This is a genomic window from Kitasatospora sp. NPDC059327, assembly GCF_042752535.1.
Lineage (GTDB): Bacteria > Actinomycetota > Actinomycetes > Streptomycetales > Streptomycetaceae > Kitasatospora.
The window spans coordinates 109,258-123,964 of record NZ_JBHYYB010000015.1; the positions used below are offsets into that span (position 1 = coordinate 109,258).

11 protein-coding genes are annotated in these 14,707 nt (G+C 71.0%); all 11 read right to left on the reverse strand.

Features of this window, described 5'->3' with window-relative positions; genetic code table 11:
• Window positions 1-184: 184 nt before the first annotated feature.
• Window positions 185-1,195: a polyprenyl synthetase family protein gene (locus ACFXHB_RS12430; RefSeq protein WP_380573959.1), complete on the reverse strand. Its 1,011-nt coding sequence runs from the start codon at window positions 1,193-1,195 to the stop codon at window positions 185-187.
• A gap of 357 nt (window positions 1,196-1,552) precedes the next feature.
• Window positions 1,553-3,190 carry an NADH-quinone oxidoreductase subunit NuoN gene (gene nuoN / locus ACFXHB_RS12435; RefSeq protein ID WP_380573960.1) on the reverse strand — a complete coding sequence of 546 codons (1,638 nt, stop codon included), beginning with the start codon at window positions 3,188-3,190 and terminating at the stop codon, window positions 1,553-1,555.
• Window positions 3,187-4,869, reverse strand: a complete 1,683-nt coding sequence (locus ACFXHB_RS12440; protein WP_380573961.1) for an NADH-quinone oxidoreductase subunit M — start codon at window positions 4,867-4,869, stop codon at window positions 3,187-3,189. The genes nuoN and ACFXHB_RS12440 overlap by 4 nt, the downstream gene beginning before the upstream one ends.
• 37 nt (window positions 4,870-4,906) lie before the next feature.
• On the reverse strand, window positions 4,907-6,820 hold the full coding sequence (gene nuoL / locus ACFXHB_RS12445; RefSeq protein ID WP_380573962.1) for an NADH-quinone oxidoreductase subunit L: 1,914 nt from the start codon (window positions 6,818-6,820) through the stop codon (window positions 4,907-4,909).
• Window positions 6,821-6,834: 14 nt separating this feature from the next.
• The gene (nuoK, locus tag ACFXHB_RS12450; RefSeq protein ID WP_209412994.1) at window positions 6,835-7,134 is read right to left on the reverse strand and encodes an NADH-quinone oxidoreductase subunit NuoK; all 300 of its coding nucleotides are present in this window, start codon (window positions 7,132-7,134) and stop codon (window positions 6,835-6,837) included.
• Window positions 7,131-8,054 carry an NADH-quinone oxidoreductase subunit J gene (locus ACFXHB_RS12455; protein WP_380573964.1) on the reverse strand — a complete coding sequence of 308 codons (924 nt, stop codon included), beginning with the start codon at window positions 8,052-8,054 and terminating at the stop codon, window positions 7,131-7,133. The genes nuoK and ACFXHB_RS12455 overlap by 4 nt, the downstream gene beginning before the upstream one ends.
• Window positions 8,051-8,644: an NADH-quinone oxidoreductase subunit NuoI gene (gene nuoI, locus ACFXHB_RS12460; protein ID WP_380573966.1), complete on the reverse strand. Its 594-nt coding sequence runs from the start codon at window positions 8,642-8,644 to the stop codon at window positions 8,051-8,053. Before nuoI ends, ACFXHB_RS12455 begins: the two co-directional genes overlap by 4 nt.
• 5 nt (window positions 8,645-8,649) lie before the next feature.
• On the reverse strand, window positions 8,650-9,993 hold the full coding sequence (nuoH, locus tag ACFXHB_RS12465; protein WP_380573967.1) for an NADH-quinone oxidoreductase subunit NuoH: 1,344 nt from the start codon (window positions 9,991-9,993) through the stop codon (window positions 8,650-8,652).
• Entirely contained in the window at window positions 9,990-12,620 is a 2,631-nt protein-coding gene (locus tag ACFXHB_RS12470; RefSeq protein ID WP_380573968.1) for an NADH-quinone oxidoreductase subunit G, read from the reverse strand. Before ACFXHB_RS12470 ends, nuoH begins: the two co-directional genes overlap by 4 nt.
• A complete protein-coding gene (gene nuoF, locus ACFXHB_RS12475; RefSeq protein WP_380573970.1) occupies window positions 12,617-13,978 on the reverse strand; it encodes an NADH-quinone oxidoreductase subunit NuoF in 1,362 nt (453 codons plus the stop codon). Before nuoF ends, ACFXHB_RS12470 begins: the two co-directional genes overlap by 4 nt.
• A complete protein-coding gene (gene nuoE / locus ACFXHB_RS12480; protein WP_380574002.1) occupies window positions 13,978-14,697 on the reverse strand; it encodes an NADH-quinone oxidoreductase subunit NuoE in 720 nt (239 codons plus the stop codon). Before nuoE ends, nuoF begins: the two co-directional genes overlap by 1 nt.
• Between the last annotated feature and the right edge of the window lie 10 nt (window positions 14,698-14,707).

Sequence of the window (14,707 nt, forward strand, 5' to 3'; positions counted from 1 at the left end):
GCCGGGCCGTCCATCGCACCGGCTGCCGCCGCCTGGGCCCGCGGAAGGCACCGAACGGCTGTCACCACGCCTTCGCCCGGCCGGCTCCAGCCGCCGTACGGCCGCCGCTCGACCCGTCGGCCCGCGGGGCGGCCGGCTCGCCGGGCCTCGGAGCACCGCCGGGCGGGTGTACCCGGCGGGCCGGTCACATGGTGCGGATGGCCACCGCGTCGCACAGGCCCTGGAGAGCCGCCTTCGCCGCACCGTCGGGCAGCGGGTCGAGCAGCGCGCGGGCCTCCTCCGCATGCCGCAGGGTCTCCCGGCGAGCGTGCTCCAGTGCCGGGTGGCGACGCAGCAGGCGCAGCGCCTCGCCATGCGGCTCGTCGTCGCTGAGGTCGGTGCCGAGCAGCTCGCGCAGTCGCAGGTCCGCCGGGTCGGACTCGTCCGCCGGCATCTGCTGGAGCAGCAGGGTGGGCAGCGTCTGCACGCCCTCGCGCAGGTCGGTGCCGGGGGTCTTGCCGGACTCGTGGCCGTCGCTGGCGATGTCGAGCACGTCGTCGGCCAGCTGGAAGGCGATGCCGATCCGCTCGCCGTACGCGCTGAGGATGTCGGTCACCCACGGCTCGGCGCCGGCCATGAGGGCGCCGAGCCGGCAGGAGACGGCGATCAGGGAGCCGGTCTTGCCGGCCAGCACATCGAGGTAGTGGTGGAGCGGGTCGTCCTCCGGGCCGGGGCCGGCGGTCTCCAGGATCTGGCCGGTGACCAGCCGCTCGAACGCGTCGGCCTGCAGCCGGACGGCCTCCGGGCCGAGGTCCGCGAGCACCTGGGAGGCGCGGGAGAAGAGGAAGTCGCCGGTGAGGATGGCGACCGAGTTGTCCCAGCGCGAGTTGGCGCTCGGGGCGCCCCGGCGCACCAGGGCCTCGTCCATGACGTCGTCGTGGTAGAGCGTCGCGAGGTGGGTCAGCTCGACCACCACGGCCGCCGGGACCACACCCGGGGCGTTGGTGTCGCCGAACTGGGCGGCCAGCATCACCAGCAGCGGCCGGAAGCGCTTGCCGCCGGCCTCGATCAGGTGGCTGGCGGTGACGGTGATGAACGGGACGTCACTCTTCACGGCCTCGGTGAGCGCGATCTCGACCGCGTCCATCCCGGACTGGACATCGCGGGTCAGATCGCGGTCCTGCACGCTGAGCCCAAAGGGTCCCACGACGGTCACGAAGACCACTCCTCTGTCCCTGGTCGATCTAGCGGCCTGGTCCCTGAGTGCCGCCGCTGGCCATACAGGCAGGGTATCCGGTCGCGAGTGGATCACTGCACGGGCGTGCGGATCCTGTCATGATCGGGCCGGACCCGCTGGTGGGAGCCGGTCCGGGGACGACACGTCCGGGCCGCGCGGACGAGCACGCGGCCCGGACTTCGGGCGGTGGAGCGGCGCCGGGAACGCGCCGCGGTTCCTCGCCGGCGCAGCCGCCGGGCCGGGCCCGGAGGACCGGCCCGGTGTCCGAAGACGGGCCGCGGGCTCGGAGGACCGGCCGGGCGCCCGGACGGTGCGGCACCGTCCGGACACCGGCACTCAGCGGACGAAGAGCGAGGCCTTCGACGCCAGGTCCAGGAAGTACTGCGGCAGCACCCCGAGGCCGACGGTGACCACGACGCCGATGCCGATCGCGGTGGCCGTGAAGGCGCTCGGGATGGCCACGGTCGGGCCGCCGGGCTGCGGGTCGGAGAAGAACATCAGGACGATGACCCTGATGTAGAAGAACGCCGCCACCGCCGAGCTGAGCACACCCACGATCACCAACGGGGTCGCGCCGCCGGCCGCCGCGGCCTGGAACACCGCGAACTTCCCGGTGAAACCGGAGGTCAGCGGGATCCCGGCGAAGGCCAGCAGGAAGAGCGCGAAGACCGCCGCCACCAGCGGCGACCTCCTGCCCAGCCCCGCCCAGCTGGACAGGTGGGTGGCCTCGCCCTTGGAGTCGCGCACCAGCGTGACCACGGCGAACGCGCCGAGCGTCACGAAGGAGTACGCCAGCAGGTAGAACAGCACCGAGCTGAGGCCCTGCTTGTTGGTGGCGATCACGCCGGTGAGGATGAACCCGGCGTGGGCGACGGAGGAGTAGGCGAGGAGCCGCTTCACGTCCTGCTGGGTGACGGCCAGGACCGCGCCGACCACCATGGTCAGGATGGCGACGCCCCACATCACCGGCCGCCAGTCCAACCGCAGACCGGGGAAGGCCACGTAGAACAGCCGCAGCATGGCGCCGAACGCGGCCACCTTGGTCGCCGCGGCCATGAACCCGGTCACGGGGGTCGGGGCGCCCTGGTAGACGTCCGGGGTCCAGGAGTGGAACGGCACCGCGCCGACCTTGAAGAGCAGGCCGACCGCGAGCATCGCCAGACCCACCAGGAGCAGGGCGTCGTTCTGCGTGGTGGACAGCAGCGCCGGGGTGGCCAGGGCCTTGCCGGAGATGACGTCGGAGATCTCGCCGAGCCGGACACTGCCCGCGTACCCGTACAGCAGGGCGGTGCCGAACAGGAAGAAGGCCGAGGCGAAGGCGCCGAGCAGGAAGTACTTGACCGCCGCCTCCTGGGAGAGCAGCCGACGGCGGCGGGCCAGCGCGCAGAGCAGGTAGAGCGGGAGGGAGAAGACCTCCAGCGCCACGAACATGGTCAGCAGGTCGTTGGCGGCGGGGAACAGCAGCATGCCGCCGACCGCGAACATCGTGAGCGGGAAGACCTCGCTGGTGGCGAACCCGGAGCGGATCGCGGCGCGCTCCTGCTCGCCGCCGGGCGTGGCGGCGGCCTGCGCGGCGAACGCGTCGGCCGGCTCACCCCCGGCCTTCGGCTCCAACTTCCGCTCGGCGTAGGTGAGCACCGCGACCACCGAGGCCAGCAGGATGACGCCCTGCAGGAACAGTGCGGGCCCGTCGAGCGCGACCGAGCCCATGGCGAGCAGGTCGACCTTGGTGGACCCGTACCCCTGGGCGGCGAGCACCACCACGGCGGTGAAGGCACCGGCCAGGCCGAGCAGGGCCACCGAGACCTGAGCCCAGTGCCGGTGGCGGCGGGGCAGGAAGGCCTCCAGCAGAATGCCGGTCACGGCGGCGCCGAACACCACCAGCATCGGGGAGAGCTGACCGTACTCGACGTGCGGCGCCGGAATGCTCGACGTGTTGCCGCCGGCGGCGGCGAGCCAACCGGTGGTGCTCACTTGTGCTCACCTCCTGAGGTGGCGGCGACCGGGTGGACCGGTGCCGGGTCGGTCTCGTGGACCTGTGAGAGGGTCGCGTCCACCGACGGGTTGACGATGTCGGTGAGCGGCTTCGGGTAGACGCCGAGCAGGATGGTCAGGGCCACCAGCGGGGCGACGACCGCGAGCTCGCGCGCCTTGAGGTCGGGCATGCCGCGCACCTCGGCCTTGACCGGGCCGGTCATGGTGCGCTGGTAGAGCAGCAGGGCGTAGAGCGCGGCGAGCACGATGCCGAAGGTGGCGACGATGCCGATCGCCGGGTACCGGGCGAACGTGCCGACCAGCACCAGGAACTCGCTGACGAAGGGTGCCAGCCCCGGCAGTGACAGCGTGGCCAGGCCGCCGATCAGGAACGTTCCGGCGAGCACCGGGGCGACCTTCTGCACACCGCCGTAGTCGGCGATCAGGCGCGAGCCGCGGCGGGAGATCAGGAAGCCCGCCACCAGCATCCACGCCGCGGTGGAGATGCCGTGGTTGACCATGTAGAGGGTGGCTCCGCTCTGGCCCTGGCTGGTCAGCGCGAAGATGCCCATGATGATGAAACCGAAGTGCGAGATGGAGGCGTACGCGACCAGCCGCTTGATGTCCTTCTGGCCGATGGCCAGCAGCGCGCCGTAGATGATCCCGATCACCGAGAGGACGAGGATCGCCGGGGCGAAGGTCTTCGAGGCGTCCGGGAAGAGCCCGAGGCAGAACCGGAGCATCGCGAAGGTGCCGACCTTGTCGACCACCGCGGTGATCAGCACGGCCGTTCCGGCGGTGGACTCGCCCATCGCGTTGGGCAGCCAGGTGTGCAGCGGCCAGAGCGGTGCCTTCACCGCGAAGGCGAAGAAGAAACCGAGGAACAGCGCCTTCTCGGCGGTACCGCTGAGGACCAGTTGGCCGTCGGCGATCGCGGTGGTCAGCGTCCGGAGGTCGAAGGTGCCGAACCCCTGGTCCTGCGCGATGACGTACAACCCGATCACGGCGGCCAGCATGACCAGCCCGCCGAGCAGGTTGTACAGCAGGAACTTCACCGCCGCGTAGGACCGCTGACGGGCCGACTCCGGGCCGCCCGCCCTGTCGCCGAAGCCGCCGATCAGGAAGTACATCGGGATCAGCATGGCTTCGAAGAACACGTAGAAGAGGAAGACGTCGGTGGCGTAGAAGGAGACGATCACCATCGCCTCCACCGCCAGGATCAGGGCGAAGAAGCCCTGGGTACGACGCCTGTTCTCGAACGTCCCGTCCGGCGCGCCGGCGGACCTCTCCTTCCCGGTGGCGGGCGGGGAGCCGGGCCCCTCCGGCCCGGTGGCGGGCGGGGAGGGGGGATCGGCATCGTGCCAGGAGGCCAGCATCACGACCGGCACGAGGACGGCCGTGAGCAGGGCCAGCACGGCACCGATGCCGTCCACGCCGAGCGAGAAGGTGATGCCGAAGGAGCGGATCCAGCTGTAGGACTCGGTCAGCTGGTAGCGGGCCCCGTCGGGATCGAAGCGGGCGACCGCGGTGGCCGCCAGGGCCAGCGTCACGGCCGAGATGCCCAGGGCGACGAGTTTGGTGGTCCGCCGCCGGGGCCCGGTCGTCCCGGCGGGCAGCGCGGCGGTGAGCACCGCGCCGGCCGCCGGGACGGCGCAGGTGGCGGTCAGCAGGGCACTCATGCCGCGCCTCCCCGACGGTCTGTGTTATCCCAATCCATCAGACGGACCTCATCAGGAGAGTCGTGGCGACCAGCACCAGCGTGCCGCCGAACATGGAGAGCGCGTACGTGCGGACGTAGCCGTTCTGGATCCGCCGCAACCGGCTGGAGATCCCGCCGATGGTGGCGGCCAGACCGTTGACGAAGCCGTCCAGGCCGCGGCTGTCGAAGTAGACCAGCGCCGCGGTGAGCGCCGAGCCGGGGCGGACCAGGACGGCGTGGTTGAAGTCGTCCTGGAGGAGGTCGCGGCGGGCCGCCCGGGTGAGCGGGGAGCCGACCGGTGGCACCACGGGGACGGTGGAGCGGCCGTACATCAGGTAGGAGATCGCGACACCGACCAGCATGCAGACCGTGGTGAGCAGGGTGACCACCAGCGGGCTGAGCGGCGAGTTGCCCTCGGAGTGTCCGGTGACCGGCTCCAGCCAGGTGACGAAGGAGTCGTTCAGGACGAAGAGCCCACCGGCGAAGACCGAGCCGAAGGCGAGCACGATCATCGGGATGGTCATGGTGCTCGGCGACTCGTGCGGGTGCGGGTCGTTGCCGTCCGCGTCCGGCTGCCAGCGCTTCTCGCCGAAGAAGGTCAGGATCATCACGCGGGTCATGTAGAACGCGGTGATCGCGGCGCCGACCAGGGTGCAGAGGCCGAGGATCCAGCCCTCCGTGCCGCCCTTGGCGAACGCCGCTTCGATGATCTTGTCCTTGGAGAAGAAGCCCGACAGGCCGGGGAACCCGATGATGGCCAGGTAGCCGAGGCCGAAGGTGACGAAGGTGATCGGCATGTACTTGCGCAGTCCGCCGTAGTGACGCATGTTCACCTCGTCGTTCATGCCGTGCATGACCGACCCGGCGCCGAGGAAGAGCCCGGCCTTGAAGAAGCCGTGGGTCACCAGGTGCATGATCGCGAAGGCGTAGCCGATCGGGCCGAGGCCCGCCGCCAGGATCATGTAGCCGATCTGCGACATGGTCGAGCCGGCCAGCGCCTTCTTGATGTCGTCCTTGGCGCAACCGACGATCGCCCCGAACAGCAGGGTGACCGCGCCGACCACCACCACGGCGGTCTGGGCGTCCGGCGCCAGGTTGAAGACGGCCCCGGACCGGGTGATCAGGTAGACGCCGGCGGTCACCATGGTGGCCGCGTGGATCAGGGCCGAGACCGGGGTCGGACCCTCCATGGCGTCCCCGAGCCAGGACTGCAGCGGGACCTGGGCGGACTTGCCGCAGGCCGCCAGCAGCAGCATCAGCCCGATGGCGGTCAGCTTGCCCTCACTGGCCTGGCCGGCCGCGCCGACCGTCCCCTCCGAGCCGAGGATCGGGCCGAAGGCGAAGGAGCCGAACTCCACGAACATCAGCATGATCGCGATGGACAGGCCCATGTCGCCGACGCGGTTGACGATGAACGCCTTCTTGGCGGCCGTCGCGGCGCTCGGCTTGTGCTGCCAGAAGCCGATCAGCAGGTACGAGGCGAGGCCGACACCCTCCCAGCCGACGTACAGCAGGAGGTAGTTGTCGGCGAGCACCAGCAGCAGCATGGCCGCCAGGAAGAGGTTCAGGTACGCGAAGAAGCGTCGCCGGCGCTCGTCGTGCGCCATGTAGCCCACCGAGTAGAGGTGGATCAGCGTGCCCACCCCGGTGATCAGCAGGACGAACGTCATCGAGAGCTGGTCGAGTTGGAACGCGATGTCGGCCTGGAACCCGTTCACCGGGATCCAGCTGTACAGGTGCTCGGTGATCGAGCGGTCCTCGGCCTCGCGGCCCAGCAGGTCCGAGAACAGCGTGAGCCCGAAGCCGAACGAGAGCGCGGCCAGTCCGGTGGCCAGCCAGTGGCCGAACCGGTCGAAGCGGCGACCACCGAGGAGCAGCAGGGCGGCACCGGCCAGCGGGGCCGCCACCAGCAGCGGAATGAGAGAGTTCACCGAAGGCCCTCCGCCTACAGCTTCATCAGGTTGCTGTCATCGACCGAAGCCGAGTGCCTGGTACGGAAGATGGACACGATGATGGCGAGCCCGACCACGACCTCGGCCGCCGCGACCACCATGGTGAAGAACGCGATGATCTGGCCGTCCAGGTTGCCGTGCAGTCGGGAGAAGGTGACCAGTGCCAGGTTCGAGGCGTTGAGCATCAGCTCCACGCACATGAACAGCACGATCGCGTTCCTCCGGATCAGCACGCCGGAGGCGCCGATGGTGAACAACAGGGCGGAGAGATAGAGGTAGTTGACCGGATTCACTCCGCGCCCTCCTCGTCGTGGCCGGCCGACGCCGGCCGGTTGTTCGGCACCGGCTCCAGCGCCTTGCGCGGGCCGGTGACCGGCGGGCGCTCGGAGGGCGGACGGCCCAGCCAGTCGGCGGTGGTCGACTCCAGCTCGGCCATCCGTCGCAGCATCTCCTGGCTGACGTCGCGGATCTGGCCGCGCTCGCGCAGGGTCTCCATCACCGAGTCCTCGGCGACGGTGCCGTCCGGCAGCAGGGCCGGGATGTCGACCGCGTTGTGCCGGGCGTAGACGCCGGGCGCGGGCAGCGGCGGCAGCTGGATGTTGTCCTTGACCCGCTGGGCGGCGAGCTCGCGCTGCGTCTTGGGGGCCGTCACGTGCTCCCGGTGGGTCAGCACCATGGCGCCGATCGCGGCGGTGATCAGCAGTGCGCCGGTGACCTCGAAGGCCCAGACGTACTTGGTGAAGATCAGCCGGGCCAGACCCTGGACATTGCCCTCGGCGTTGGCCTCGGCGAGACCGGTGAAGGTGTCGAGCTTGGCGTTGGCGATGCCGGCGATCAGCAGCACACCGAACCCGATCCCGCAGAGGACGGCGGCGAACCGCTGGCCCTTCAGCTGCTCCTTCAGCGAGTCCGCGCTGGTGACTCCGACCAGCATCACCACGAACAGGAACAGCATCATGATCGCGCCGGTGTAGACGACGATCTGCACCACGCCCAGGAAGACCGCGCCCTGGGCCATGTAACAGACCGCCAGGGCGAGCATGGTGGCGGCCAGGCAGAGCGCGCTGTGCACGGCCTTCTTCATCGCCAGCATGCCGAGCGCTCCGCCGACGGCGATCACCGCGAGCACCCAGAACTGGACGGCCTCACCGGTGGAGGTCGTCCCGGTGGCGGCGAGGGCCGCGCCGCGCTCCGCGAGATTCAGGGCGGTCACTGCTGGGCCTCCTTCTCCCGGTCGGTGCGCTCCTGCTGGACCGTGCCGGGCGCCGCCGCGGTGATCTCGCCCCGGTAGTAGGCGCCCTCGTCGGCGCCCGGGAAGATCGAGTGCGGGCTGTCGACCATGCCTTCGGAGAGGCCGACCAGCAGTTGCTCCTTGGTGAAGATGAGGTCCTTGCGCGAGGAGTCCGCGAGTTCGTACTCGTTGGTCATGGTGAGCGCACGGGTCGGGCAGGCCTCGATGCAGAGACCGCAGAGGATGCAGCGGGCGTAGTTGATCTGGTAGACCGCCCCGTAGCGCTCGCCCGGCGAGTAGCGCTCCTCCTCGCGGTTGTCGGCCCCTTCCACGTAGATCGCGTCGGCCGGGCAGGCCCAGGCGCAGAGCTCGCAACCGACGCACTTCTCCAGGCCGTCCGGGTGCCGGTTCAGCTGGTGGCGGCCGTGGAAGCGCGGAGCGGTGGGCTTCTTCAGCTCCGGGTACTGCTCGGTGATCCGCTTCTTGAACATGGCCTTGAAGGTCACGCCGAAGCCGGCGGCCGGCCCGAGGACGGATGGCTTGTCGGTCCTGTCGTTCTCGTCGGACGACATCTCGGTCAGCTCCCTTCGGATTGGTCGGCCCCGTTGAGGGCGTCCTGGAGTTGCTTCGGGGCGCGGCTGGGCCGGCGCGGGACCGGCGGGAGCTGCTGACCCGGCAACGGAGGCACCGGATAGCCGCCGGCCATCGGGTCGAACTCGCCACCGGGCGGCGCGCCTTCGGCATCCGGTCCGGCCGGTTCCGGCTTGCGCCGCAGGGCGTCCCGCAACAGGACGAGCAGCAGGATCGCGCCGGCCGGCGCTCCGACGTACAGCACCACCTCGCCGAAGTCGTAGCCCTCGTTCCGCAGGGCCCGGACGCTGGCCACCATGACCAGCCAGACCAGCGAGACCGGGATCAGGACCTTCCAGCCGAGCTTCATGAACTGGTCGTAGCGCAGCCGGGGCAGGGTACCGCGCAACCAGATGAAGAAGAAGATCAGCAGCTGGATCTTCAGCGTGATCCAGAGCATCGGCCACCAGCCGTGGTTGGCCCCCTCCCAGAAGGTGGAGACCGGCCAGGGCGCCCGCCAGCCGCCGAGGAAGAGCGTGGAGGCGACCGCCGAGACGGTGACCATGTTGACGTACTCGGCCAGCATGAACATCGCGAACTTCAGCGAGGAGTACTCGGTGTTGAAGCCGCCGACCAGCTCGCCCTCGGCCTCCGGGAGGTCGAACGGTGCCCGGTTGGTCTCGCCGACCATGGCGATGATGTAGACGATGAAGGAGACCGGTAGCAACACCGCGAACCAGGTCGGCTGCTGCGAGGAGACGATCTCCGAGGTGGACATCGAGCCGGAGTAGATGAACACCGCCGCGAAGGACAGGCCCATCGCGATCTCGTAGCTGATCATCTGCGCCGAGGAGCGCAGCCCGCCGAGCAGCGGATAGGTCGAGCCGGACGACCAGCCGGCCAGCACGATGCCGTAGATCCCGACCGAGGCGGTGGCCAGGATGTACAACAGCGCCACCGGGAAGTCCGTCAGCTGCAGCGGGGTCCGGGTGCCGAAGATCGACACCTCGTCGCCGGCCGGGCCGAAGGGGATCACCGCGAAGGCCATGAAGGCGGGGATCGCGCAGACGATCGGGGCCAGGATGTAGACCGCCTTGTCGGCGCCCTTGACCACCAGGTCTTCCTTGAGCGCCAGCTTCACGCCGTCGGCGAGCGACTGCAGCAGGCCCCACGGGCCGTTCCGGTTGGGGCCGATGCGCAACTGCATCCAGGCCACCACCTTGCGCTCCCAGACGATCGAGATCAGCACGGTGCCGACCAGGAACACGAAGCAGAAGACGGCCTTGAGCAGGACCAGCCACCAGGGGTCGCGGCCGAAGAAGCCCAGGGTCTCGTACGCGGCGAGGTTCATCGGTGCTCCCCCTCGGCGGTCGGGGCGGCGGCCTGTCCGGCGCGCTCCGCGCTGCCGGTAGCGGTGCCGGCGACCGCGTCCGCGGTGCCCTCGTCGGCAGTACCCGTGTCGACAGTGCCCGTGTCGGCGGCGATGGTGTCGGCGGCGATGGTGACCAGGTGGCCCACGGTGGTACCCAGCGCGCGGTGGGCCCCGCCCGGGGTGGAGTTGAGCGGGATCCAGACCGTACGGTCCGGGATGTCCTTGGTGATCTCCAGCGGCAGGGTGAGCGATCCGGCCGGACCGGTCAGCCGCAACGCCGACCGAACGGCCTCGGCGACCGACCCCGTGGAGGCGGCGGCGGGCACCGAGGTGGCCCCGATCTCCTCGGCGGTGGCCGGTGAGATCCGGGCGACGGCCGGATGCCGCGTGCCGGCCAGGTGCGGATCGCCCTGCTGGAGCGAGCCGTTGTCCAGCAGCTGACGCCACCCCGCGAGCACCGCCTGGCCGGTGGCCGGCCGGGGCAGCACCGCGGGATGGGCGGCGGGAACGGCGGGGTGGTCGCCGGTCCACGGCTCGAACCGGTCCAGCTCCAGCCGGGCGGCCCGGACGTCGGGCAGGCCCAGCCGGTGGCCCAGCGCGTCCGCCAGCATGTTCAGCACCCGGAGATCCGAGTACAGGTGCCGGCTCATCTGCTGGTCGGGCTTGAGCGCGGCCTCGAACATCCGCACCCTGCCCTCCCAGTCCAGGAACGTTCCGGCCTTCTCGGCCACCGCGGCGACCGGGAGCACCACGTCGGCGCGCGCGGTGACCGCGGACGGACGCAGCTCCAGCGACACCATGAACGGCACGGCGGCCAGCGCCTCGTCGACCAGCGCCGGATCCGGCAGGTCGTCCGGGTCGACGCCGCCGACCAGCAACGCGTCCAGCCCGCCGTGGGCGGCGGCCGCGAGGATCTGGTCGGTGTCCCGGCCGAGCCGGGCCGGGAGTTCGGTCACTCCCCAGGCGGCCGCGGTCTCGGCCCGGGCGGCCGGAGCGGTGACCGGACGCCCGCCGGGCAGCAGCCCGGGCAGCGCGCCCGCCTCGACGGCGCCGCGTTCACCGGCCCGGCGCGGGATCCAGGCGAGCCCGGCACCGGTGGCGTGTGCGAGGCGCAGCGCGGCAGTCAGCGCGCCCGGAACGGCGGCCAGCCGCTCGCCGGCCAGGATGACGGCCCCGGGTGTGCGGAGCAGCTCGGCGGCGCGGCCGGCGTCGTCGTTCAGCGGCTCGTCGGCGGCGAGGGCGGAGAGCCACTCCGCCTCGGTGCCGGGTGCCGCGGGCAGCAGGGCGCCGCGCAGCTTGGCCAGGCCCCGGGAGCTGTGGGAGGCGATCGAGAACACCTTGAGGCCGGCGGCCCGGGTGGCCTTGCGCAGCCGCAGGAAGACGATCGGCGACTCCTCCTCGGGCTCGAAGCCCGCGAGCAGCACGGCCGGGGCGGCCTCCAACCGCTCGTAGTCGACGCCGGCGCCCCCGAGGTCGGTACCCCGGCCGGCGACGGCGGCGGCCAGGAAGTCCGCCTCCTCGCCGCTGTGGGGACGGGCCCGGAAGTCCACGTCGTTGGTGCCGAGGACCACCCGGGCGAACTTGGCGTAGGCGTAGGCGTCCTCGACCGTGACGCGGCCTCCGGTGAGCACCCCGGCACGGGCTCCGCGCAGTCCCTCGGCGGCCCTGGCCAGTGCCTCCGGCCAGGAGGCCGCGACGAGTTCGCCCGTCTCGGCGTCACGGACCAGCGGGGTCGCCAGCCGGTCGCGCTGCTGCGCGTAGCGGAAGGCGAACCGGCCCTTGTCGCAGTTCCACTCCTCGTTGACCGCCGGGTCCTCGCCCGCGAGGCGCCTCAGCACCTTGCCGCGCCGGTGGTCGGTGCGCTGCGCGCAGCCGGAGGAGCAGTGCTCGCAGACGCTGGGCGAGGAGACCAGGTCGAACGGACGGGAGCGGAAACGATAAGCCGCCGAGGTGAGCGCGCCGACCGGGCAGATCTGGATGGTGTTCCCGGAGAAGTACGACTCGAAGTCGTCACCCTGGCCGGTGCCGACCTGCTGGAGCGCGCCGCGCTCGACCAGGTCGATGAACGGGTCTCCGGCGATCTGCTGCGAGAAGCGGGTGCAGCGGGCGCAGAGCACACAGCGCTCGCGGTCCAGCAGCACCTGGGTGCTGATCGGCACCGGCTTCTCGTAGGTCCGCTTCATCCCCTCGAAGCGGGAGTCGGTGTCCCCGGTGGACATCGCCTGGTTCTGCAGCGGGCACTCGCCGCCCTTGTCGCAGACCGGGCAGTCCAGCGGGTGGTTGATCAGCAGCAGCTCCATCACGCCGCGCTGGGCCTTCTCCGCGACCGGCGAACTGACCTGCGTCCGGACCACCATGCCTTCGGCGACCGGAATCGTGCAGGAGGCGACCGGCTTGCGCTGCCCCTCGATCTCGACGATGCACTGCCGGCAGGCGCCGGCCGGGTCGAGCAACGGGTGGTCGCAGAAGCGCGGGATCTGGGTGCCGATCTGCTCGGCGGCCCGGATCACCAGCGTCCCCTTGGGGACCTGCACTTCGATGCCGTCGATGGTGAGCGTGACCAGGTCGACCGCGGCCTTGGAGGTGGCTGGTTCTGTGATCGTCACGCGTGCACCTCCCTTTCGGTGGCGGACTGGTGGCCGGGGCGGGGGCCGTCGGCCCAGACGGTGGAGGCGGCCGGGTCGAACGGGCAGCGGCGCTCGGTGAGGTGCTGCTCGTACTCGGCCCGGAAGTGCTGGAGCGAGGAGACGATCGGACTGGCCGCACCGTCGCCCAGCGCGCAGAAGGACTTGCCGTTGATGTTGTCGGCGATGTCGAGGAGCTTCTCCAGGTCGCCCTCGACGCCCTCGCCGGCCTCGACCCGCTTGAGCAGCTGGACGAGCCAGTACGTCCCCTCGCGGCAGGGCGTGCACTTGCCGCAGGACTCGTGGGCGTAGAACTCCGTCCAACGGGTGACGGCCCGGACCACGCAGGTGGTCTCGTCGAAGATCTGCAGGGCCTTGGTACCGAGCATCGAACCGGCCGCGCCGACACCCTCGTAGTCGAGCGGGACGTCGAGGTGCTCGTCGGTGAACATCGGGGTGGAGGAACCCCCCGGGGTCCAGAACTTGAGCCGGTGCCCGGCCCGGACGCCGCCGCTGATGTCCAGCAACTGGCGCAGCGTGACGCCGAGCGGCGCCTCGTACTGGCCCGGGTTGGTGACGTGGCCGGAGAGCGAGTAGAGCGTGAAGCCGGGGGACTTCTCGGTGCCCAGACCCTTGAACCACTCCTTGCCGCGCGCCAGGATCGGCGGCACCGAGGCGATCGACTCGACGTTGTTGACCACCGTCGGGCAGGCGTAGAGGCCGGCGATCGCCGGGAACGGCGGACGCAGCCGGGGCTGGCCCCGGCGCCCCTCCAGCGAGTCCAGCAGTGCCGTCTCCTCGCCGCAGATGTAGGCGCCGGCGCCGGCGTGCACGGTGATGTCGAGATCGGTGCCGGACCCCAGGATGTTCTTGCCGAGCAGTCCGGCCTGGTAGGCCTCGGCCACCGCGGCCTGCAGACGGCGCAGTACCGGGACGACCTCGCCGCGCAGGTAGATGAACGCGTGGTCGCAGCGGATCGCGTAGGAGGCGATGATCATGCCCTCGATCAGCGCGTGCGGGTTGGCGAAGAGCAGCGGGATGTCCTTGCAGGTGCCCGGCTCGGACTCGTCCGCGTTGACCACCAGGTAGTGCGGCTTGCCGTCGTTCTGCGGGATGAACTGCCACTTCATGCCGGTGGGGAAGCCCGCGCCGCCGCGGCCGCGCAGACCGGAGTCCTTCACCAGCGCGATCACGTCGTCCGGGGGCATCGCGAGGGCGGCCTTCAGGCCCTCGTACCCGGCGTGGCGGCGGTAGGTGGCGAGCGTCCAGGGGCGGCTGTCGTCCCAGGACGCTGACAGCACCGGGGTGAGCAGCTTCTCGGCCGGCTCGGCGGAGGTCATCACGCTTCGGTCCCTTCGTGACGGGGCGAGACGACCCGGGTGCCGCCGGTACCGGGCAGCGCCTCGCCCTTGGCCAGCCGGAGGCCGGCCAGTGAGGGCGCGCCGCCGGCACCGGACTCGTCGACGGCGCCGGGGCGCTCGTCCGGGAACCCGGCCAGGATCCGGGAGGACTCCTTGAAGCTGCAGAGCCGCGCGCCACGCGTGGGGTGGACCTCCCGGCCGGCCCGCAGGTCGTCGACCAAGCGCCGTGCGCTCTCCGGGGTCTGGTCGTCGAAGAACTCCCAGTTGACCATCACGACGGGGGCGTAGTCGCAGGCGGCGTTGCACTCGATGTGCTCGATCGAGATCTCGCCGTCCCCGGTGGTCTCGTTGTTCTTGATCCCGAGGTGCTGCTGGAGCTCCTCGAAGATCTGGTCGCCGCCGAGCACCGCGCACAGCGTGTTGGTGCAGACGCCGACGTGGTACTTCCCGGCCGGCCGCCGTCGGTACATGGTGTAGAACGTGGCGACGGCGGTGACCTCGGCGGTGGTGAGGTCCAACTGCTCGGCGCAGAACCGGATGCCGGTCGGGCTGACGAAACCCTCTTCGGCCTGCACCAGGTGCAGCAGCGGAAGCAGCGCGGACCGGGCCACCGGATAGCGGCCGATCAGCTCCTTCGCGTCGTCGGCCAGGCGGGCGTACACCTCCTCGGAGTACGGCCTGGCCGGCAGCGCCGGCATCCCCAACTGG